The organism is Paracoccus haematequi (assembly GCF_900631945.1).
Lineage (GTDB): Bacteria > Pseudomonadota > Alphaproteobacteria > Rhodobacterales > Rhodobacteraceae > Paracoccus > Paracoccus haematequi_A.
The window spans coordinates 1-19,377 of sequence record NZ_UZWE01000019.1 but is presented as its reverse complement, the minus strand read 5'-3'; the positions used below and the strand labels follow the sequence as shown (position 1 = coordinate 19,377).

The 19,377-nt window shown below is 67.8% G+C and carries 19 protein-coding genes and 2 pseudogenes; 15 read left to right on the top strand and 6 right to left on the bottom strand.

Going from position 1 to position 19,377, the window contains the following annotated elements:
• Positions 1-5 precede the first annotated feature (5 nt).
• Both PARHAE_RS02475 and PARHAE_RS02470 read right to left on the bottom strand, forming a co-directional pair.
• Complete coding sequence (locus tag PARHAE_RS02475) at positions 6-758, bottom strand: extensin-like domain-containing protein (protein WP_126153026.1); 753 nt, start codon at positions 756-758, stop codon at positions 6-8.
• The gene (locus PARHAE_RS02470) at positions 755-2,038 is read right to left on the bottom strand and encodes a L,D-transpeptidase family protein (RefSeq protein WP_126153025.1); all 1,284 of its coding nucleotides are present in this window, start codon (positions 2,036-2,038) and stop codon (positions 755-757) included. Before PARHAE_RS02470 ends, PARHAE_RS02475 begins: the two co-directional genes overlap by 4 nt.
• Before the next feature lie 172 nt (positions 2,039-2,210).
• Between PARHAE_RS02470 and PARHAE_RS02465 the strand changes: the two genes are divergently transcribed.
• Positions 2,211-3,461: a TRAP transporter large permease subunit gene (locus PARHAE_RS02465; protein ID WP_126153024.1), complete on the top strand. Its 1,251-nt coding sequence runs from the start codon at positions 2,211-2,213 to the stop codon at positions 3,459-3,461.
• Here the strand turns inward: PARHAE_RS02465 and PARHAE_RS02460 are convergent.
• On the bottom strand, positions 3,458-4,213 hold the full coding sequence (locus PARHAE_RS02460) for a GntR family transcriptional regulator (protein ID WP_126153023.1): 756 nt from the start codon (positions 4,211-4,213) through the stop codon (positions 3,458-3,460). The genes PARHAE_RS02465 and PARHAE_RS02460 overlap by 4 nt on opposite strands.
• 196 nt (positions 4,214-4,409) lie before the next feature.
• Between PARHAE_RS02460 and PARHAE_RS02455 the strand changes: the two genes are divergently transcribed.
• From PARHAE_RS02455 to PARHAE_RS02435, 5 genes are all read left to right on the top strand, one after another.
• Positions 4,410-5,612, top strand: coding sequence for an MFS transporter (locus PARHAE_RS02455; RefSeq protein ID WP_126153022.1), 1,203 nt, complete (start codon positions 4,410-4,412; stop codon positions 5,610-5,612).
• Between the two features lie 7 nt (positions 5,613-5,619).
• On the top strand, positions 5,620-7,329 hold the full coding sequence (locus PARHAE_RS02450) for a glycosyl transferase family 90 (RefSeq protein WP_126153021.1): 1,710 nt from the start codon (positions 5,620-5,622) through the stop codon (positions 7,327-7,329).
• A 22-nt stretch (positions 7,330-7,351) separates the two neighbouring features.
• Complete coding sequence (locus PARHAE_RS02445; RefSeq protein ID WP_126153020.1) at positions 7,352-7,831, top strand: ureidoglycolate lyase; 480 nt, start codon at positions 7,352-7,354, stop codon at positions 7,829-7,831.
• A complete protein-coding gene (locus PARHAE_RS02440) occupies positions 7,828-8,460 on the top strand; it encodes a ribonuclease HII (protein ID WP_126153019.1) in 633 nt (210 codons plus the stop codon). Before PARHAE_RS02445 ends, PARHAE_RS02440 begins: the two co-directional genes overlap by 4 nt.
• 112 nt (positions 8,461-8,572) lie before the next feature.
• Positions 8,573-9,679, top strand: a complete 1,107-nt coding sequence (locus PARHAE_RS02435; protein WP_126153018.1) for a site-specific DNA-methyltransferase — start codon at positions 8,573-8,575, stop codon at positions 9,677-9,679.
• Positions 9,680-9,776: 97 nt separating this feature from the next.
• Here PARHAE_RS02435 and leuD read toward each other — a convergent pair whose 3' ends face one another.
• Together leuD and leuC are read right to left on the bottom strand one after the other, a co-directional pair.
• The gene (gene leuD, locus PARHAE_RS02430; RefSeq protein WP_126153017.1) at positions 9,777-10,382 is read right to left on the bottom strand and encodes a 3-isopropylmalate dehydratase small subunit; all 606 of its coding nucleotides are present in this window, start codon (positions 10,380-10,382) and stop codon (positions 9,777-9,779) included.
• Between the two features lie 11 nt (positions 10,383-10,393).
• A complete protein-coding gene (leuC, locus tag PARHAE_RS02425) occupies positions 10,394-11,830 on the bottom strand; it encodes a 3-isopropylmalate dehydratase large subunit (RefSeq protein WP_126153016.1) in 1,437 nt (478 codons plus the stop codon).
• Between the two features lie 361 nt (positions 11,831-12,191).
• Between leuC and rsfS the strand changes: the two genes are divergently transcribed.
• The 7 genes from rsfS to PARHAE_RS22050 all read left to right on the top strand — a co-directional run bounded on the left by rsfS (position 12,192) and on the right by PARHAE_RS22050 (position 18,108).
• Entirely contained in the window at positions 12,192-12,575 is a 384-nt protein-coding gene (gene rsfS / locus PARHAE_RS02420) for a ribosome silencing factor (RefSeq protein ID WP_126153015.1), read from the top strand.
• Positions 12,576-12,590: 15 nt separating this feature from the next.
• Positions 12,591-13,058 carry a 23S rRNA (pseudouridine(1915)-N(3))-methyltransferase RlmH gene (gene rlmH, locus PARHAE_RS02415; RefSeq protein WP_126153014.1) on the top strand — a complete coding sequence of 156 codons (468 nt, stop codon included), beginning with the start codon at positions 12,591-12,593 and terminating at the stop codon, positions 13,056-13,058.
• 117 nt (positions 13,059-13,175) lie between these two features.
• Positions 13,176-14,693 carry a 2,3-bisphosphoglycerate-independent phosphoglycerate mutase gene (gene gpmI, locus PARHAE_RS02410; RefSeq protein WP_126153013.1) on the top strand — a complete coding sequence of 506 codons (1,518 nt, stop codon included), beginning with the start codon at positions 13,176-13,178 and terminating at the stop codon, positions 14,691-14,693.
• Complete coding sequence (locus tag PARHAE_RS02405) at positions 14,690-15,865, top strand: murein hydrolase activator EnvC family protein (RefSeq protein ID WP_126153012.1); 1,176 nt, start codon at positions 14,690-14,692, stop codon at positions 15,863-15,865. The genes gpmI and PARHAE_RS02405 overlap by 4 nt, the downstream gene beginning before the upstream one ends.
• Before the next feature lie 17 nt (positions 15,866-15,882).
• Entirely contained in the window at positions 15,883-17,313 is a 1,431-nt protein-coding gene (locus PARHAE_RS02400; protein WP_126153011.1) for a S41 family peptidase, read from the top strand.
• Positions 17,306-17,794: an RNA pyrophosphohydrolase gene (locus PARHAE_RS02395; protein ID WP_126153010.1), complete on the top strand. Its 489-nt coding sequence runs from the start codon at positions 17,306-17,308 to the stop codon at positions 17,792-17,794. Before PARHAE_RS02400 ends, PARHAE_RS02395 begins: the two co-directional genes overlap by 8 nt.
• A 194-nt stretch (positions 17,795-17,988) precedes the next feature.
• Positions 17,989-18,108, top strand: coding sequence for a transposase (locus tag PARHAE_RS22050; protein ID WP_420899380.1), 120 nt, complete (start codon positions 17,989-17,991; stop codon positions 18,106-18,108).
• A 171-nt stretch (positions 18,109-18,279) separates the two neighbouring features.
• On the opposite strand, the pseudogene PARHAE_RS02385 reads toward PARHAE_RS22050, so the two are convergent.
• Positions 18,280-18,593, bottom strand: a pseudogene (locus PARHAE_RS02385) (integrase core domain-containing protein); the annotation flags it as partial.
• A 116-nt stretch (positions 18,594-18,709) separates the two neighbouring features.
• Here PARHAE_RS02385 and PARHAE_RS22045 point away from each other — a divergent pair.
• Both PARHAE_RS22045 and PARHAE_RS02375 read left to right on the top strand, forming a co-directional pair.
• Positions 18,710-18,892, top strand: coding sequence for a transposase (locus PARHAE_RS22045; RefSeq protein ID WP_126153009.1), 183 nt, complete (start codon positions 18,710-18,712; stop codon positions 18,890-18,892).
• Positions 18,840-19,263: pseudogene (locus tag PARHAE_RS02375) on the top strand (IS66 family transposase); the annotation flags it as partial. The gene PARHAE_RS22045 and the pseudogene PARHAE_RS02375, both read left to right, overlap by 53 nt.
• Between the last annotated feature and the right edge of the window lie 114 nt (positions 19,264-19,377).

Genomic DNA, 19,377 nt, shown 5'->3' with positions numbered 1-19,377 from the left:
GGGGGTCACTGGCACAGGCGCCAGCCGCCGCGCCGTGCCGCCATGTCCAGATGCAGGTGGTCGTCATGCGCCTCGTTCGATCCCGGACCAAGCACCGTCGTGAAGAACAGGCAGCCCGCCGCGCGGACGGTGCGCTGGAACGCCTCGGCCATGTCGCCGGTATCGGCGCGCGGCTGCACGGCCAGCGGCTCCGCGCCGTCGAGGACGAAGGCGGCGATGTCGACGGCATTGCCAAGCGCATGTTCGGACAGCTTCGGCTGGTCCGCGCCAGTGCCGACACGCGGGCGGCACTCATAGGTCGTGCCCAGTTGCAAGCCCATGACCCGAGGCGCGCCGGGCAGCATCAGCGAGGCTGGCCGCAGGAAATCGCGCGCCCAGAAGCCCAGAGATCGGGCCGTGTCGCAGCGCATCACCGCCCCGCCCTCCAGCGTCAGGTCGGGCAGGATGCGGTCGACCCGGATCGGGCGGGCGATGCCGCAATCGGGATCGTCCGGGTCGGTGATCGCCGCTTCCTCGGAATAGACGGTGCCCAGAAAGGACAGGGCCAGCTTGCAGGCGGCGTATTCCTGGTCGGTTTCGCGCAGGCCGAACCAGCGGGGCGGCGCGGGGGGGCCGAAGACCGGCGCAGGATCGGGCTGTGGATCCGCGGCGGCGGGCTGTTCGGCCGGGGCGGGTCGTTCGGGCGGGCGGTCCTGCGCGGCGGCGGGTGCGGCCTGGCTCAGGGTCAGGGCCAGCAGGATCGCGCCCGGCCGGATCACGGCTGCTCGTCCAGCGGCGGCGCCACGAAGCCGTCGGGCAGCGCGCCCGTCAGGGCGTCGGTCAGCGCATCGGCTGCCGGGGCCAGGGCGTCGGCCTCTTCCTCGGAAGTGTTCTCATAGACAGGCTCGGACGGCGCGCGCTTGGCCGCCAGCGGGTCGGCCGGGAAACCCAGCGGTGCGGCGGGCGCCGTCTGCGCGGGTTCCGTCACGGGCGTGGCCACGGTTTCGGCAGGCCCGGCAGGCTCTGCCGCCGGGGCGGGGGCCGCGCCAGTCGCGTCGGCGATGGTCACGCCCTGGGGCAGGAATTCCACCGCCGTGGTTTCAGGCGTGACCATCCGGGCCAGTTCCTCGGCGTCCCAGTTGGTCAGCCGGACGCAGCCCATGGACTGGTTGCGGAACAGCTGCGAGGGCGTCGGTGTGCCGTGAATGCCGTAGGTGGGTTTCGACAGGCCGATCCAGACCGTGCCGACCGGCCCGTTCGGCCCCGGCGGCACCACCAGCACCTCGTCGTTGTCGCCCTGCTGGAAGTTCTTCTGCGGGTTGTAGGTATAGTTCGGATTCAGCGCGACCGTCTTCACATGATGGCTTCCCGAAGGCGAGGGCGTGGCCGAAGACCCGATGGTCGCCGGGTAATCGACCAGAAGCCTGCCATTCGCGTCGAACCCTGCCACCCGGCGCGTGTTCACATCGACCAGGATCCGCGCCACGCTGCCGCGCATCCGGCTGCCGGTGTCGACGACCTTGATGGTGGAGCCCGGCACCAGGTCCACGCCGGGATTCAGGAAGGCGATGAACTTCTCGTCCATGTGGAACCGCTCGCCCAGGCGTTCGGCGACGCTGGTATGGGCCATCGCGGGCATCTTCGCCTTTTCGGCGTAATCGGTGGGGATCGCATCGGCAAGGCCCTGCGCGTCCTCGGCCGTGATGGTGTAATCCTTGGTCGCGGGCAGGGCGGCGAAGGATTGCAGCAGGTTCCAGACATGCGGATCCATCACCCCGTCGATGGGCAGGCCCGACCGGCGTTCAAAGGCCATGATCGCGCTCTGGCTCATGCCGCCCTTGAAGCCGTCGATCACGCCCGGAGAGATCCCGGAACGGTCCAGCAGCACCTGCACCTTGGTCGTCAGCGCCGACCGCCCCGAGGGCAGGTCGCCGCCGTCATAGGCCGCCGCCTCGATATCGGCGGCGGTGAAGGGCAGGTCGGTCTGGGCCGCCGCAGGCAGGCCCGACAGCGCCGCCAGGATCAGGGCAAGCGGGATTCGCAGGGGGAATCGCGGCATCAATCTCTCCGTCGGGGTGGGCGCAGCATTCAATGTCTTGCGCGAAATCGCCAGATAGACCGCCGGTCACATTCCGGTCAATTCCAGTTTGAGTTTGCCGGGCCGCCGCACTAGCGTTCCCCGACGGCAACGGATCCGGGGACGCGGTGAGACAGGACGGAACGGATCGGCGATGGAGATGATCGGCTTTGCCGCCATGGCGGCGGTGATCGCCTTTCTGGTCCTGCGGATGCCCGTCGCGCTTTCGCTGCTGCTGGCGGGCGGCGTCGGGACGGCGCTTCTGGGGGCGGGGGACCGGGCCTGGGACCAGGTGGCGGCCCTGCTGGCGGCGCCCGATCTGGCGGCGGTGCCGCTGGTGGTCCTGCTGGGCAACCTGGCCTTCTATGCGGGTTTCGCGACGCGGGTCCATGACGCGGCGGCGGTGCTGTTGCAGGACAGGCGCGGCGGGCTGGCCGGGGCGGCGATCCTGGGCTGCGCGGGCTTCGCGGCGACCTGCGGATCGTCCGTCGCCTGCGCCGCCACCATGTCGCGTATCGCCGTGCCCGAGATGCTGCGCGCGGGCTATGACCCGCGCCTGGCGGGGGCCTCGGTCGCCATCGGCAGCACGCTGGGGGCGCTGCTGCCGCCGTCGATGCTGCTGATCCTGTGGGCGCTGCTGACCGGAACCCCGGTCGCCGCGATGTTCCTGGGCGCGTTGCTGCCTGCGGCCCTGTCGCTGGCCGGAATGATCGCGGTGCTGTCCTGGTGGGTCCGCAGCGATCCCCAGGCCGCGCCGCCGTCGCGGGCCGTGCCGATGCGGCGCGGCACGGCGCTGCGGGCGGTCTGGCCCGCGCCGGTGCTGTTCGGGATCATCCTGGGCGGCATCTGGACGGGTCGGCTGTCGGCGGTCGCCGCCCTGGCGGTCTGCGTGGCCGTGACCCTGGCTGCCGCCGTCCTCCAGCATCGTCTGACGGCCGAGACGCTGTGGGCCGCGCTGCGCGACAGCGCGATGCAGGCGGCGTCGATCCTGCTGATCCTGATCGGCGCGCGGCTGTTCCTGACCGTCCTGGATCTGAGCGCGCTTTCGTCGTTGCTCGTCCGGGACGCAGGGATCCTGCCGCATCTGGCCGCCGTCGCGTTGCTCACCTTGGCCTGCGCGGTGCTGGGCCTGCTGGCCGAGCCGGCGGCGATCCTGGTCCTGGCCCTGCCATTCGCCCTGGGCATCGGCGGGGCGCATGGCCTGGATCCGGTGTGGTCCGGCATCCTGCTGGTCAAGATGGTCGAGATCGCGCTGATCCTGCCGCCGCTGGGCCTGAACGCCGTGGTGGTCGCCGCTGCTGTCCGCGACATTCCGACCGGCACGGTTCTTGCGGGACTTGGCCGCTTCCTGTTCCTGGACCTTCTGGTCCTGGCCGCTCTGGCGCTGTTTCCGGCGCTGGCCTAGTCCTCGGACACCAGGCGGTGCTGAGGGGGATAGAACTGGCGGGCAAAGGACACCGGATGGGTGTCCGCCCAATTCGTGCGCTCGATGGTCAGGACCGCCGTGCCTTCGGGAATGTTCAGGTGAAAGGCGCAATCGCCCTTGGCGGCAGCGGCCAGGATCGAGAACCGCCCATGCGTCAGGGCCACATGGCTGGTCAGCCATTCATGCGCCGATTGCTGTTCGACATCCTCGCGCGTCAGGGGCGGCAGCAGGTCGGGGTTCAGCCAGACCGCCTCGCAGCAATGCGGCTGGCCGTCGGCGGTGTATTTCGCGTGGATCAGCAGCAGTTCCTGGGACAGGGGCACTTGCAGCGCCCGCGCCGCGAAAGGGGTGGGGTGGCGGGTCGTGAAGCGCGCCAGCTCATAGGAATAGGCGGCGCCCATGTTCTCGATCTCGGTGCGGATGGCGGGCATGTCCAGCACCGTGCGCCGGGCCACGGTCGCGGCCACGCGGGTACCGACCTTGCGGCGGCGTTCCAGGATGCCGCTGTCGGCCAGTTCGCGCAACGCCCGGTTGACAGTCGCCCGCGCGCACCCCAATGTGGCGGCCAGTTCCTGTTCGGTGGGAATCAGTTCCCCCGGCGGCCATTCGCGCGACCGTATTCGTTCCAGCACGTCGGCGCGCACGGATTGCCAGGTATTCATACGCCGCCCGCCGCCCGCCGCGCCGGATGCGCGCAGCGACCTGACAAGGTTGCCGGGAATTTTTGCCATTGTTTTAACTTTGTTACTCGAAACACATACCGCGCCAGTGTCGGCCCCGGGCGACGTTTAGGGAAGCTGTCCAAATCGTCAGTGGGCCGGGATCGGCCAAGACCCGCGCAGGCTAGGGCCGACCGGCGGCAACAGCCCGCTTGCGCCCGCCCGAGGGGCTGGTATTGCAGGATATGCAGGTAAGCGTGGGGGAACGATGCGCGCCGACATCCCGACATCCGGCCCGATGGCAGCCACCGGCACGGCCTGGGGCATCCTGACCGCCATCAGCCTGTGCCACATGATCAACGACGTGATGCAGTCGATGCTGGCGGCGATCTATCCGCTGCTGCAGGTCGAGTTCTCGCTGACCTACGCGCAGATCGGGGTGATGACCTTTGCCTTCCAGGTCACGGCATCGCTGCTGCAACCGCTGATCGGCATGGCCACGGACAAGCATCCGCAGCCCCGGTCGCTGCCCTTCGGCATGGCCGCGACCTTCTGCGGGGTGCTGCTGCTGGCCTTCGCCCATCGCTACGAGATGCTGCTGACGGGGGCGATGCTGATCGGGGTCGGCTCGGCCGTGTTCCATCCCGAAAGCTCGCGCGTGGCGCGGCTGGCCTCGGGCGGGCGGTTCGGGACGGCGCAGTCGCTGTTCCAGATGGGCGGCAATTTCGGGCAGTCGCTGGGTCCGCTGCTGGCGGCCTTCATCGTCGTGCCGCTGGGCCGCCCGGCGGTGGCCTGGTTCGCCGTCGCCGCCGCCTTGGGATCGGCGATGCTGTGGCATGTCGGCGGCTGGGCCGAGGGCCGACGCCGCGCCGCCACCGCCCGCGCCGACACCATGCTGCGCTATCCGCGCGACCTGGTGATCCGGTCGATCGCCGTGCTGGCGGTGCTGACCTTCACCAAGAACATCTACACCGCCTCGATGAGCAGCTATTTTACCTTCTTCACCATCGAGAAGTTCGGCCTCGGTCCGCAGGGCGCGCAGATGATGCTGTTCCTGTTCCTGGGCGGCATGGCGGCCGGGGTGATCCTGGGCGGCATCGTCGGCGACCGGATCGGGCCGTTGCGGGTAATCTGGTTTTCGATCCTGGGGGTGCTGCCTTTCACGCTGTTGCTGCCGCATGTCGGACTGGTCGCGACGGGGGTGCTGGCGGTGATCGTCGGGCTGATCCTGGCCTCGGCCTTCCCGGCCATCGTGGTCTTCGCGCAGGAGCTGGTGCCGGGCCGCACCGGCACCATCGCCGGGCTGTTCTTCGGCTTCAGCTTCGGCATGGGCGGCATCGCCGCCGCCGCCTTGGGCGTGCTGGCCGACGCGCAGGGGATCGAGACGGTGTTCCTGCTGTGCTCGTTCCTGCCGATCCTGGGAATCCTGACGATCTTCCTGCCACGGCCGGGGCGGCTGATCGGCGGGTGATGGCCCGATGACGGGCGCGCCGCCGCTGTTCTTCCACATCAGCCCGGACGGCTGTGGAGAGGCGCGGCTGGCCCGGATGTTCCGCCGCAACGGCCATGCCGCCGTCTGCCACGACCAGGGTCGCCTGGCCGAGGATATCCTGTTCGCGCGGGCCACCGGCGGCGATCCGCTGCGCCTCTGGCCGGGCGCGGTGCTGTTTTCGGGCCTTTACCGCGACGCTCCGCATTGGCGCCCCTTGTTGGAGGCGTGGCGGCAGTTCGGCTGGCTGGCCGACCGCTTTCCGCAGGCCCGCTTCATCCTGACCATCCGCGCGCCCCAGGACTGGATCCGGGACCGCCTGACCCGCGACGGGGGCGCCGCAGCGCGTTGCCATGCCCATCACCGTGGCTGCGCCCCCGCCGACCTGCCCCGGATATGGGATGCCGACTGGCACGCCCATCTGGCGGCGGTGGATACCGCCTTCGGCACCGATCCCCGGCTGATCCGCGTCGATCTGGACCGCGATTCGCCCCGCGACCTGGCGGAGAGGCTGGCACCGATCCTGCCCATGCCGGATCCCGGAGGGCCGCAGGGCTGGTTCCCGGCGGATGGCCCGCCCGCCGATCCCGCCGTGCCCCGCGCCGCCTCGGCGGCGGAACGGGTCGATCACGCCTATGTTCAGGAGGTGGCTGATTTCTGCCTTGGCCACCGCGCGCCGGGCACCGGCCAGGAGGGCGGGTTTTCGGAATATTTTTCCATCTGGGGTGGCGGCGGTTCCGTCATCGACAGGAACGGCAATCCCCGGCGCATCGCCGTGCCGGACGGCGGCCTCGCCCTCGCCGCCCCTGGCCGGCATTTCAAGCTGATCCGGGCCGAAGGCGTCATCAACGACGCCCTGCGCCTGGGCCGCCCGATGCCCCTGCGCATCGACATGGAGGATTCGCGGTGGTTCGGATCGCCGCAGGGCCAGCCGCTGGCCGCCCCCGTCCTGTGCCACAACCGCCGCACGGGCGCACGGAACGCGGTCCTGTGGCCCTTGCCCGACCAGCACGCCATCGGCCTGCCCGGCTTCGATCCCGATGCCGCGCCCGATCCGATCCCGTGGGAGGACAAGCTGGACCGGGTGGTCTGGCGGGGCATGATCTCGGGCAGCGAACGCACGGGCGGCGTCAAGCCCGGCCCGGCCTCCCACGTCTTTCTGCGCGACCTGGCGGCGGCGGGGGAAGACCCGGCCCGGCGGCAGGCGGCCTGGGACCGGCTGTGCAACACCAACCGGCTGGCTTTCCTGCGGCAATGGTTCGGCCATCCCGATTTCGACCTGGGGGTGGTGATGGCTTGGGGGTTTCGCGACTTCGCCCGCGATCCGCTGCTGGCCCCCTATTGCGCGCCGCGCGAGGGGCGCGGATTCTTCCATCGCTTCCGCTATCAGCTGTGCATGACCGGCTATGACCACGGTTCGAACTTCATCCAGGCCATCGACGGGCAATCGGTCCTGCTGGCCGAGGAGGACGGGTGGGAGGTGTTCTATTCCGGCCGCTTTCAGGCATGGAAACACTATATCCCGCTGGAGCGCTATTGCGGCGACATCGCCGAAAAACTGGCCTGGGCACGGGAAAACCCAAGCGAATGCAAGGCCATGGCCGCCGCCGCGCGGGCCGAGGCCGCGCTGCTGCGCAGGCCCGCCACGCGGCGCGCGATCCTGGCGCGGATCCTCGACGGGCTGGCCCCGGCAGGGTAAGCCAAGGCGCAAGGAGAAACCCATGACCAGCATCCGCATCGAACCGATCACCGCCGAAGCCTTCGCCCCCTTCGGGGATGTCCTGACCCCGCGCGCGACCCCCGACCGCATGATCAACGCGGGCCGCTGCGAACGCCATCACGCGCTTGCCACCGTCGAGACCGGCGGGGGCGATGCGATCATCTCGATCTTCCGGTCGCAGGCGGTCAGCCTGCCCTATGACTGCACGCTGCTGGAACGCCATCCGCTGGGCAGCCAGGCCTTCATGCCGCTGGGGCAGGGGGCCTGGCTGTCTGTGGTGGCCCCCGACGATGGCGGCAAGCCCGGCCAGCCGCGCGCCTTCCTGGTGCCCGCGGGCACCGGCGTCAACCTGCGCGCGGGCGTCTGGCACGGGGTGCTGACGCCGCTGGACAGCCCGGCGGATTTCCTGGTGGTGGACCGGGAAGGCGCGGGCGTGAACCTTGAAGAGGTGACCATTCCCCCTGTAACCGTCACCGCATGAGCCTGCCCGATTTCAGCTTCGAACGAACCGCCCTGGCCCGAGGCGCCCGCCATGTCGCGGGCGTGGACGAGGTCGGGCGCGGCCCGCTGGCCGGACCCGTCACCGCCGCCGCCGTGATCCTGGATCCCGCCAACATCCCCGACGGGCTGAACGATTCCAAGAAGCTGACCGCGAAACGCCGCGAAACCCTGGCCGCGTGGCTGGCCGCCAACTGCGATCACTGCATCGTCCATGTCGGTGTCGAAGATATCGACCGCCTGAACATCTATCACGCGGCCCATCTGGCGATGTGCATGGCGGTCGCGGGCCTGCGCCAGCGTCCCTGCCTTGTGCTGGTGGACGGCAACCGCATCCCCCGCGACCTGTCCTGCCCCGGAGAGGCGATCGTCCAGGGCGACGCGCGCTGCGTGACGATCGCCGCCGCGTCGATCCTGGCCAAGGTCGCGCGCGACCGGCTGATGGTGGATTTGGCGCAACAACATCCCGGCTATGGCTGGGAGGCGAATGCCGGTTACGCCACGCCCGCCCATAAACGCGCGCTGCTAGATCTGGGCGTCACCCCCTTTCATAGGCGTTCGTTCCAGCCGGTCCACAACATCTTGTGTAAAGACCTTCAATCAACCCTTTGATTCAAAAAAGAAATTGACGCCGATTCGGGTCTGAATCATGTTAACGGGACACAGACCGGCCCAAGCCGGCACCACTCCCGAGGCAGAGATGATAAAGACCAAGGATCAGCGCATGGCAGCCGCGCGACCGTTACCCCTGAATCAGATCTTGGCAGGCGACTGCATCCAGGCGATGAACGCGCTTCCCGAAGCCAGCGTGGATCTGATCTTTGCCGATCCGCCCTACAACCTGCAACTGCGCGGCGACCTGCACCGACCCGACAATTCCAAGGTCGATGCCGTCGACGATCACTGGGACCAGTTCTCCAGCTTCGCCAGCTATGACGCCTTCACCCGCGACTGGCTGGCCGCCGCGCGCCGCCTTCTGAAACCGGACGGCGCGATCTGGGTCATCGGCAGCTATCACAACATCTTCCGCGTCGGCGCCGAGATCCAGAACCAGGGCTTCTGGATCATGAACGACGTGATCTGGCGCAAGTCGAACCCGATGCCGAATTTCCGGGGCAAGCGGCTGACCAACGCGCATGAAACGCTGATCTGGGCGGCGAAATCGGAATCGTCGAAATACACCTTCAACTACGAGGCGCTGAAATCGCTGAACGAAGGCGTCCAGATGCGGTCCGACTGGGTGCTGCCGATCTGCAACGGCGGCGAACGGCTGAAGGACGCGGCGGGCGACAAGGCCCATCCGACGCAGAAACCGGAATCGCTGCTGCACCGGGTCATCATCGGCACGACCAATCCCGGCGACGTGGTGCTGGATCCGTTCTTCGGCACCGGCACGACCGGCGCGGTCGCCAAGATGCTGGGCCGCGACTTCATCGGGATCGAGCGCGAGGAGGCCTATCGCGCGGTCGCCGAACGGCGGCTGTCCCGCATCCGCCGTCTGGATGCCGAGGCGCTGGCCACGACCCGCGCCAAACGCGCCGAACCGCGCATTCCCTTCGGCCAGGTGGTCGAACGCGGGATGCTGCGACCGGGCGAGGAATTGTATTCCATGAACAACCGCCACAAGGCCAAGGTCCGCGCCGACGGGTCAGTGATCGGCAATGACGTGAAAGGGTCGATCCACCAGGTCGGCGCCGCACTGGAGGGCGCGCCCAGCTGCAACGGCTGGACCTATTGGTGCTACAAGCGCGAGGGCAAGATGATCCCCATCGACATCCTGCGCCAGCAGATCCGCGCCGAGATGGAAGGCGAGGTTTCCCGCCCCAACTGAGGCCACGGTTCGCCAGGTTCCCCCCAGGCTGCCGCCATCGAGGGGAACCCCCTTGCCCCGCCATCCACGCATGGCGGGGCCTTTTCAGGCCCTCGGCTCAGACCCAGGGCCGGGCCTGCGCCATCTGCGTTTCATAGCTTTCGATGCGGGGCGCCTTTTCCATGGTCAGCCCGATATCGTCCAGCCCGTTCAGCAGGCAATGCTTGCGGAACGGATCGACATCGAACTGGAACGCCACCCCGTCCGATGTGGTGACGGTCTGGTTTTCCAGATCCACGGTCATCCGGGCATTGGCGCCCTTCTGCGCATCCTCCATCAGCACGTCCACGGCGTCCTGGGGCAGGACGATGGGCAGGATGCCGTTCTTGAAGCAGTTGTTGAAGAAGATGTCGGCGAAGCTGGTCGAGATCACGCAGCGGATCCCGAAATCCAGCAGCGCCCAGGGCGCGTGTTCGCGCGACGATCCGCAGCCGAAATTGTCCCCGGCCACGATGATCTCGGCCTGCCGGTAGGCCGGCTGGTTCAGCACGAAATCCGGCAGCTCGTTGCCCTCGCGGTCATAGCGCAGTTCGTCGAACAGATTGACCCCCAGGCCCGACCGCTGGATCGTCTTGAGGAACTGTTTCGGGATGATCATGTCGGTGTCGATATTGACCAGCGGCATCGGCGCCGCGATCCCGGTCAGGGTGGTGAACTTGTCCATGATCGGGTTCCTTATGCGGGTTGGGCGGCGAATTCGCGGATGTCGACCAGATGGCCCGCCACCCCCGCCGCCGCCGCCATGGCGGGCGACATCAGATGGGTGCGGCCCTTGTAGCCCTGGCGCCCCTCGAAATTGCGGTTGCTGGTCGCGGCGCAGCGTTCGCCGGGGGCAAGCTGGTCGGGGTTCATGCCCAGGCACATCGAACAGCCCGCCAGGCGCCATTCGAAACCGGCCTCCTTGAACACCTGGTCAAGCCCTTCTTCCTCGGCCTGGGCGCGGACCAGGCCCGAACCCGGCACCACCATGCCGCGCACGCCGGGCGCCAGCCTGCGGCCGCGCAGCACCTCGGCCGCGGCACGCAGATCCTCGATCCGGCCGTTGGTGCAGGATCCGATGAACACCGCGTCGATGGCGATGTCGGTCAGCCGGGTGCCGGGGGTCAGGCCCATGTAATCCAGTGACCGCCGCGCGGCCTCGACCTTGCCGCCGGTGAAATCCGACGGATCGGGAACGGTCGCGGTGATCGGCAGCGCGTCCTCGGGGCTGGTGCCCCAGGTCACGGTCGGGGCGATATCCTCGCCGCGCAGGGTGACGATCTTGTCCCAATGCGCGTCCTCGTCGCTGAACAGCGTCTTCCACCAGGCGACGGCGGCTTCCCATTGCGCGCCCTTCGGCGCGTGGGGACGGCCCTTGACGTAATCGAAGGTGGTCTGGTCCGGGGCGATCAGGCCCGCGCGGGCGCCGCCCTCGATGGCCATGTTGCAGATCGTCATGCGGCCTTCCATGGACAGGGCGCGGATCGCCTCGCCGCAATATTCGATGACATGGCCGGTGCCGCCCGCCGTGCCGGTCTGGCCGATGATCGCCAGCACCACGTCCTTGGCGGTGACGCCGGGGGCCAGGCGGCCCGTCACCTCGACCTTCATGTTCTTCGACTTCTTCTGGATCAGCGTCTGGGTGGCCAGCACATGCTCCACCTCGCTGGTGCCGATGCCGTGGGCCAGCGCGCCGAAGGCGCCATGCGTGGCGGTATGGCTGTCGCCGCAGACCACCGTCATGCCGGGCAGGGTCCAGCCCTGTTCGGGGCCGACGATATGGACGATCCCCTGGCGGATGTCGTTGACCGGGTAATAGACGACGCCGAATTCGCGGGCATTGCGGTCAAGCGCGTCGACCTGGATGCGCGATTCCTCGTTGTCGATGCCCTGTTCGCGGTCCCAGGTGGTCGGCACATTGTGGTCGGGCACGGCGATGGTGCGTTCGGGGGCGCGGACGCTGCGGCCGGTCATGCGCAGCCCTTCGAAGGCCTGCGGGCTGGTCACCTCGTGGACCAGGTGGCGGTCGATATACAGAAGGCAGGTGCCGTCGTCCTGGCGGTCGACGACATGGGCATCCCAGATCTTGTCGTAAAGCGTCCGCGCGGCGGCGGATTGGGGTTCGGTGATCATGGCTGTTTGGCTTTCGGCTGTGATGAGATCATGACGGACAGGCGGCTGCGGCAGGACCGCAGCCCGTCACAGTCGCGCCGTCACGCAGTTTGCTTCGCCGAAGAATCGCGAGGGCAGGCGGGCGCGGTCATGGATGTCGAAATAGATGAACCCGGACATGCGCCTGTTCTAATCTTGTTTGCCCCTTGACGCAATATTGCCGACAAGCCCTGCTACAAGGACGGGAATCGGACCGGGAACATTGAGATGGCCTGAAAAGTTGCTATCTTTGATCCATCCCCTGCGCCGGGGGCGATCGGCGCGCTGACCGGAGGATTGAACCCTGTCACAAGACGTCTCGCCGGCCACGGGGCCGGCAGCGATCCCCGCGGCGCAGGATCTGACCAGCGACCAGATTCTTGACCGCATCCTGTCCTCGCTCGACGACGACAAGGCCGAGGACATCGTCACGATCGACCTGCGCGGCCGGTCGGCCATGGCGGATCACATGGTGATCGCATCGGGCCGCAGCGCGCGCCAGGTCGGCGCCATCGCCGAAAAGCTGGCCGAGCGGATGAAGCAGATCACCGGCCGCACCCCCCGGATCGAGGGCAAGGATACCGGCGACTGGGTGCTGATCGACACCGATGATGTCATCGTCCATGTCTTCCGCCCCGAAGTGCGCGAATTCTACCAGCTCGAGAAGATGTGGATGCCCGCAGACGCGCTCAGCCGCGGGCGCGACCAGGCCCGCCCCGCGCATTAGGCCGGGCGGGACGCCATGCGGATCGACATCGCCGCGGTCGGACGGCTGCGCAAAGGCCCCGAGGCGGCGATGGTGGCGGATTACCTCGACCGTTTCGCCAGGACCGGCCGCAGCCTTGGCCTGCCCCCCGTCGCCCTCCACGAGGTCGAGGACAAGCGCGGCGGCGGCATGTCCGCCGAGGCCGAGCTTCTGTCCCGCGCCATCCCTCCGGGCGCGGCGCTTGTGGTGATGGACGAACGCGGCGAGCAGCCCACGTCGCCGGACTTCGCGGGGCGGCTGGCGGGATACCGCGATCAGGCCCGCGATCTCTGTTTCGTGATCGGCGGCGCGGACGGGCTGGATCCGTCGCTGCGCGCCCGCGCCGACTGGCAGATCAGCCTGGGCCGGATGGTCTGGCCGCACATGCTGGTCCGCGTGATGCTGGCGGAACAGCTCTATCGCGCCGCCACCATCCTGGCCGGATCGCCCTATCACCGCGAATGATCTTCTTCTTTGCCCAAATATCCTCGGGGGGTCCGGGGGGCGAAGCGCCCCCGGCCTTGCGGTTGCCGCAAGCGCCGCACAGGCGTAACAAGGCGCAAACCATCCCCGAGGGACGATATGACGAAACCTGTGGTCCTGTGCATCCTTGACGGCTGGGGCATCTCCGACCGGCCCGAACAAAGCGCGCCCGACCAGGCCGCGACGCCGAATTTCGACCGGCTGATGCGCAGCTGCCCCCATGCCACGCTGACGACCTTCGGCCCCGACGTGGGCCTGCCGCGCGGCCAGATGGGCAATTCCGAGGTCGGCCACACCAATATCGGCGCGGGCCGGGTCGTCGCCATGGATCTGGGCCAGATCGACCTGGCGATCGAGGACGGCAGCTTCGTGGGCAACGAAGGGCTGGTCCGATTCGTGGAACGGCTGCGCGCGACCGGCGGCACGGCGCATCTGATGGGCATCGTCTCGGACGGCGGCGTGCATGGCCATGTGGTCCATGTCCAGGCCGCCGTCCGCGCCATCGCCGCCGCCGGGGTGCCGGTGGTGCTGCACGCCATCACCGACGGCCGCGACGTGCCGCCGCAATCGGCCATGGGCTTCGTCACCGAATTGCAGGGCAGCCTGCCCGAGGGGGCGCGGATCGGCACGGTGATCGGGCGCTATTACGCGATGGATCGCGACAACCGCTGGGAACGGATCGAGCGCGCCTATCGCGCCATCGTCGCGGGCCAGGGGGAACCCGCACTGTCGGCCGATCTGGCTGTCACCATGGCCTATGCGCGCGGCGAGACCGACGAATTCATCCAGCCCTTCATCATCGACGGCTATAACGGCGCGATGGACGGGGACGGGTTCTTCTGCCTCAATTTCCGGGCCGACCGGGCGCGGGAGATCCTGACCGCCCTGGCCGATCCCGCCTTCGACCAGTTCGACACCGGAGACCGTCCCGAATGGGCGGCGCTGCTGGGCATGGTCGATTACAGCACCCGCCACGACGAATATATGGCCGCCGCCTATCCCAAGCGGCAGGTGGTCAATACGCTGGGCGCCTGGGTCGCGGCCAAGGGCCTGCGCCAGTTCCGCCTGGCCGAGACCGAGAAATACCCCCATGTCACCTTCTTCCTGAACGGCGGCAAGGAAGCCCCCGAACCGGGCGAGGATCGTTTCATGCCCGCCAGCCCCAAGGTGGCGACCTATGACCTGGCACCCGAGATGGCCGCCGATCAGGTGGCCGACAAGCTGGTTCAGGTGATCGGCGCGGGCTATGACCTGATCGTGGTGAACTTCGCCAATCCCGACATGGTGGGCCATACCGGCAGCCTGCCCGCCGCCATGCTGGCCTGCGAGGCGGTGGATCGCGGCCTGGGCCGGATGCTGGAGGCGCTGGATCGCGTCGGCGGCGCGGCGGTGGTCTGCGCGGATCACGGCAATTGCGAAACCATGATCGACCCGGTGACCGGCGGACCGCATACCGCGCACACCACCAACCCGGTGCCGGTGATCGTCTATGGCGGTCCGGCAGGCGCGCGCCTGCGCAGCGGGCGGCTGGCCGATCTGGCGCCCACCGTCCTGGACCTGATGGGCCTGGGCAAGCCCGCCGAGATGACCGGCGAAAGCCTGATCGAGACCGCATGAAGCTTCTCCGCTCTCTGGCGCTTGCCGCGCTGATCGCCGCGCCCGGATCGGCCCAGGAACCCCAGCCCTCGGTCACGGCCGCCGTGGCCGAGGCGCAGGACGCCGCCGCCCAGTTGCGCGCCGCCGTGGCCAAGCTGGCCGATGCCGTGTCCGCCGACGACCAGGTGACGGCCCTGACCGAGGTGATCCGGGGCTATGAACTGGGGCTGTCCGCGCTGCGCGACGGGTTGCGCCAGGCCAGCGCGCGCGAGGCCGATCTGCGCGCCCGCTTCGAATCGCAGCGCGGGCGGCTGGCCTCGGTCCTGGGGGCGATGACGGCGCTGCAACAGGCGCCCGAAACCACCCTGCTGCTGCATCCGGCGGGGGCGCTGGCCAATGCGCGCTCTGGCATGGTCCTGGCCGATGTCACCCCCGGCCTGCGGGCCGAGGCCGAACGGTTGCAGGACGACCTGGCCGAAATCGCCACCGTGCGCGACTTGCAGGCCGGCGCGGCACAGATGCTGGGCGCGGGGCTGGCATCCGTGCAAGAGGCGCGCCGGCTGCTGGCAAGCGCGGTCACCGACCGCTCCAGCCTGCCGGTGCGCTTCGCCGATGCGCCCGCCGAGTTGCAGAAGCTGCGCGACGCGGCGCAGTCGCTGGACGAATTCGCCGCCGGGGTCGCCAAGGTCCAGATGGATGTCGGCCCGCCGATGGAGGATTTCGAAGGCGCGCGCGGCGCCCTGCCGCTGCCGGTGGTGGGGACCATCCTGCGCCTTTACGACCAGCCCGATGCCGCCGGGGTCGAACGGCCCGGCTGGGTGATCGCCACGCCGCCCGCCGCCCTTGTCACCACCCCCTGGCCCGCCACCATCCGCTATCGCGGGCCGTTGCTGGATTACGGCAATGTGATGATCGTCGAACCCGCGCGCGGGTATCTTCTGGTCTTCGCGGGCATGTCGCAGGTGTTCGGAGAGGTGGGCGACGTGCTGCAAGCGGGCGATCCCCTGGGCCTGATGGGCGGGACCGAGGCGCCGGCGCAGGAATTCGGCGCGCAATTCGTGACCGATGCCGCCATCGGCGGCAATGCAGGGCGGACCGAATCCCTGTATCTGGAATTGCGCAAGGGACAGGAAACTCTGGACCCGGCGGACTGGTTCGTGCTGAATCCCGTCGTGGAGCCTGAACAGGATTGAAGGCAGGAAAGGCCGTCATGAAACATTATCTGATCGCAGGGGTGGGCGGCGTTCTGGCCGGCGCGCTGTTGACCACCCAGATCGCAGGGCCGCTGGTGGCCCAGGAAACCGGCTCCAACGCCTCGATCTATGAACAGCTTGAACTGTTCGGCAACGTCTTCGAGCGGGTCCGCGCCGATTACGTCGAGGCGCCCGACGACAAGGAACTGATCGAGGCCGCGATCAACGGGATGCTGACCTCGCTGGACCCGCATTCCAGCTTTCTGGCCGCCAGCGATTACGAGGACATGCAGACCCAAACCCGCGGAAGCTTCGGCGGCCTGGGGATCGAGGTCAGCCAGGAGGAGGGGCTGGTCAAGGTCGTCAGCCCCATCGACGACACCCCCGCCGCCCAGGCGGGCGTCAAGTCCGGGGACTTCATCACCCATGTGAACGGGGAATCGCTGATGGGCCTGACGCTGGATCAGGCCGTGGACATGATGCGCGGCCCCATCGGATCCGAGATCACCGTCACCATCCTGCGCGAGGGCGAGACCGAGCCGTTCGACCTGACCATGACCCGCGACACGATCAAGCTGACGGTCGTCAAGACCCGGATCGAGGGGAAATCGGTCGTCCTGCGCGTCTCGACCTTCAACGACGAGACCTATGAGACGCTGAAATCCGAACTGGACAAGGCGGTCAAAGAGGCGGGCGGCATCGACAAGGTGACCGGCTTCGTCCTGGATCTGCGCAACAATCCCGGCGGTTTGCTGAACCAGGCGATCAGCGTGTCCGACGCTTTCCTGGACGCGGGCGAAATCGTCAGCACCCGCGGCCGCAACCCTGAGGAAAGCGAACGCTGGAACGCCGAGCCGGGCGACTTGGCCCAAGGCAAGCCGATGGTCGTCCTGACCAATGGCGGTTCGGCCAGCGCGTCGGAAATCGTCGCGGGCGCCTTGCAGGACCACCGCCGCGCCATCGTGGTGGGGGAAAAGACCTTCGGCAAGGGGTCGGTCCAGACGGTGATGCCGGTCACGGCCGACAGCGCGATCCGGCTGACCACCGCGCGCTATTACACGCCGTCCGGCCGGTCGATCCAGTCGCTGGGCATCCAGCCCGACATCCTGGTGGCCCAGCCCTCGCCCCCGCCCGCCTCGGAAGAGGACGAGGAAGCGCCCCGCAGCCAGTCGAATTTCGGCCGCTCCGAGGCCGACCTGCGCGGCGCGCTGAACAACGATTCGGTCAGCGACGACGAAAAGCAGCAGATCGAACAGGAAGCCGCCGAGGTCGAGGCCACCGCCAAGCTGCGGCAAGAGGATTACCAGCTGGCCTATGCCGTGGACATCCTCAAGGGGCTCGCGGCGGTCGACTTCAAGGCGGGCCAGGTGCCCGCCGAGGCGACCCCCGCCGTGACCGGCGAGGGTTCGGGAACCGAAGGGACCGGGGCCTCGAACACGAATGGCTGACAGGCGCGCGGGACCGGGCGGGCTGCCCTATCGGCCCTGCGCGGGGGTGGTGCTGATCAACCCCGAGGGGCTGGTCTTCGCGGGCCAGCGCATCGACATGCCCGGCGCTTGGCAGATGCCCCAGGGCGGCATCGACAAGGGCGAGGATCCCCGCCAGGCCGCCCTTCGCGAACTGGCCGAGGAAACCGGCCTTCCCGCCGACAAGGTCGAGGTTCTGGGCGAAACCCCGGACTGGGTCTATTACGACCTGCCGCCGGAACTGCTGGGCAAGGTCTGGAAGGGCCGGTATGGCGGGCAGCGCCAGAAATGGGTGCTGATGCGGTTTCTGGGCGCGGACTCCGACATCCGCATCGACACGGATCACCCCGAATTCCAGGAATGGCGCTGGATGCCCGCGGCGGCGCTGCTGGAAAACATCGTGCCCTTCAAGCGCGGGGTGTACGAGGAGGTGCTGGCGGCGTTCGAGGGGTGGTTGCGGTAGAGAAGCCAGACCGTGTCAAAACGCCTGTAGGATTCCCTGACATCGATGCGGGTGATATGCTCAGCCATAGCACATATCTCAGGTAGTGACCGATCTCAGCTTTTGCTTTTGCCCCGAGTCGGTGGACGACTATGTAGGGCCGGACATCCTGTTCGGTTCATCGAAGCATTCGTCGATAGTCTGGATCTGGAGGCGTGCGGTTTGCACGGGTCCGCGGCAAGGCCACGGGTAAGCCAGGCTATAATCCCGCTGACCTGCTCAAACTCTACATCTACGGGTATCTCAACAAGGTGCGGTCCAGCCGGCGCCTGTAAATTGAAACACGGCGCAACATCGAGGTCATCTGGCTGATGCGCCTGCTCTCTCCCGATTCAAGACGTTCGCTGACTTTTGGCGTGACAACCGGGCCGCATTCCGACCGATCTTCAGGGCCTTCGTTGTTCTCTTCAGGGAACTCGATCTGTACGGTCGCGAGTTGGTTGAACCTAACTGTTCAGTCCCCGCCTCTGGTGGATCGGGTTAAGGATGAATCTGTCAGGCTCTGATGTCTGCAGATGTATTCGTATGTGGTGAGGCCGCCGAGGGTCTTCAGCCTTCGAGCGAAGTTGTAGGCTGCCATGAAGTCCGCCAGATGTGCTCGCAGTTGGTCATGGCTGTCGTAATGGAAGCGTTTGACGTTCAGCGGGGAAACCCTCCCCCGGAGGGTTTCCTGGTCCGCCTCACCCTCCTTGATCGTGCGGTTCATCCGTTCGACCTGACCGTTGGTCCAAGGGTGATTGGGCTTGGTCAGCCGATGATCAGTTCGACGTAAGCGCTGTTCCGCCCCCACCTTCCTGCTGAATCGGTAAGCTGCGATGCGCTATCGTGTGGAGATTTGCACGGGAGGTGTCAGTGGGAGTCCATCGGGAGCGCAGTATGGAGGCCGTCGGGTTTGTGGAGCTTCTGGCTGCTCCGGCGGCCAAGCGGCGATGGTCTGACGAAGCGAAGGGTCGGATGGTGGCGGAGACGCTGGTGCCCGGTGTCACGATGAACGAGGTGGCGCGTCGGCATGCCGACCGAAACGACGGTGGTGCATGTGCTGGTCAGCAAATACGCTGACCATCTGCCGCTCTATCGGCAGGCCCAGATCTACAGCCGTCAGGGCGTCGATCTCGACCGCTCCACCCTTGCCGATTGGGTCGGACGCGCCGCCTTCGAACTGCGCCCCGTCCATGACGCGCTGATAGCCAACCTGAAGCGGTCAACCGAACTGTTCATGGGCAAGACCCGCGCCCCGGTCCTCGACCCTGGGTCGAGAAAGACCAAACCGGATACTTCTGGGCGCTGGCCCGCGATGACTGCCCTTGGGGCGGCACGGCACCACCGGCGTGGCCTTCACCTATGCGCCCGGTCGGGGCGGGCATCATGCCGAGCGGATCTTGCAGGGCTTCGGCGGCATCCTGCAGGGTGAGGAGGGTCAGAAAACAGTCCTGAGGACTGTTTGCCCGGGGAGTGTCCTGAACTTTGTGTATCTGACCGGCTCCATGCGGTTTCAGATACTCAAGCGTCGAAGCGCTCGCCGAACATTATGGCGAACTGGTTGC

Coding starts and splice junctions, on each gene's coding strand:
- PARHAE_RS02435 (WP_126153018.1), top strand. CDS start 8,573: ATGGCAGCCGCGCGACCGTTACCCCTGAATCAGATCTTGGCAGGCGAC.
- PARHAE_RS02470 (WP_126153025.1), bottom strand. CDS start 2,038: ATGCCGCGATTCCCCCTGCGAATCCCGCTTGCCCTGATCCTGGCGGCG.
- rlmH (WP_126153014.1), top strand. CDS start 12,591: ATGCGGATCGACATCGCCGCGGTCGGACGGCTGCGCAAAGGCCCCGAG.
- PARHAE_RS02400 (WP_126153011.1), top strand. CDS start 15,883: ATGAAACATTATCTGATCGCAGGGGTGGGCGGCGTTCTGGCCGGCGCG.
- PARHAE_RS02445 (WP_126153020.1), top strand. CDS start 7,352: ATGACCAGCATCCGCATCGAACCGATCACCGCCGAAGCCTTCGCCCCC.
- gpmI (WP_126153013.1), top strand. CDS start 13,176: ATGACGAAACCTGTGGTCCTGTGCATCCTTGACGGCTGGGGCATCTCC.
- PARHAE_RS02440 (WP_126153019.1), top strand. CDS start 7,828: ATGAGCCTGCCCGATTTCAGCTTCGAACGAACCGCCCTGGCCCGAGGC.
- leuC (WP_126153016.1), bottom strand. CDS start 11,830: ATGATCACCGAACCCCAATCCGCCGCCGCGCGGACGCTTTACGACAAG.
- PARHAE_RS02405 (WP_126153012.1), top strand. CDS start 14,690: ATGAAGCTTCTCCGCTCTCTGGCGCTTGCCGCGCTGATCGCCGCGCCC.
- PARHAE_RS02460 (WP_126153023.1), bottom strand. CDS start 4,213: ATGGCAAAAATTCCCGGCAACCTTGTCAGGTCGCTGCGCGCATCCGGC.
- PARHAE_RS02450 (WP_126153021.1), top strand. CDS start 5,620: ATGACGGGCGCGCCGCCGCTGTTCTTCCACATCAGCCCGGACGGCTGT.
- PARHAE_RS02465 (WP_126153024.1), top strand. CDS start 2,211: ATGGAGATGATCGGCTTTGCCGCCATGGCGGCGGTGATCGCCTTTCTG.
- PARHAE_RS02455 (WP_126153022.1), top strand. CDS start 4,410: ATGCGCGCCGACATCCCGACATCCGGCCCGATGGCAGCCACCGGCACG.
- leuD (WP_126153017.1), bottom strand. CDS start 10,382: ATGGACAAGTTCACCACCCTGACCGGGATCGCGGCGCCGATGCCGCTG.
- PARHAE_RS22045 (WP_126153009.1), top strand. CDS start 18,710: ATGGAGGCCGTCGGGTTTGTGGAGCTTCTGGCTGCTCCGGCGGCCAAG.
- PARHAE_RS02395 (WP_126153010.1), top strand. CDS start 17,306: ATGGCTGACAGGCGCGCGGGACCGGGCGGGCTGCCCTATCGGCCCTGC.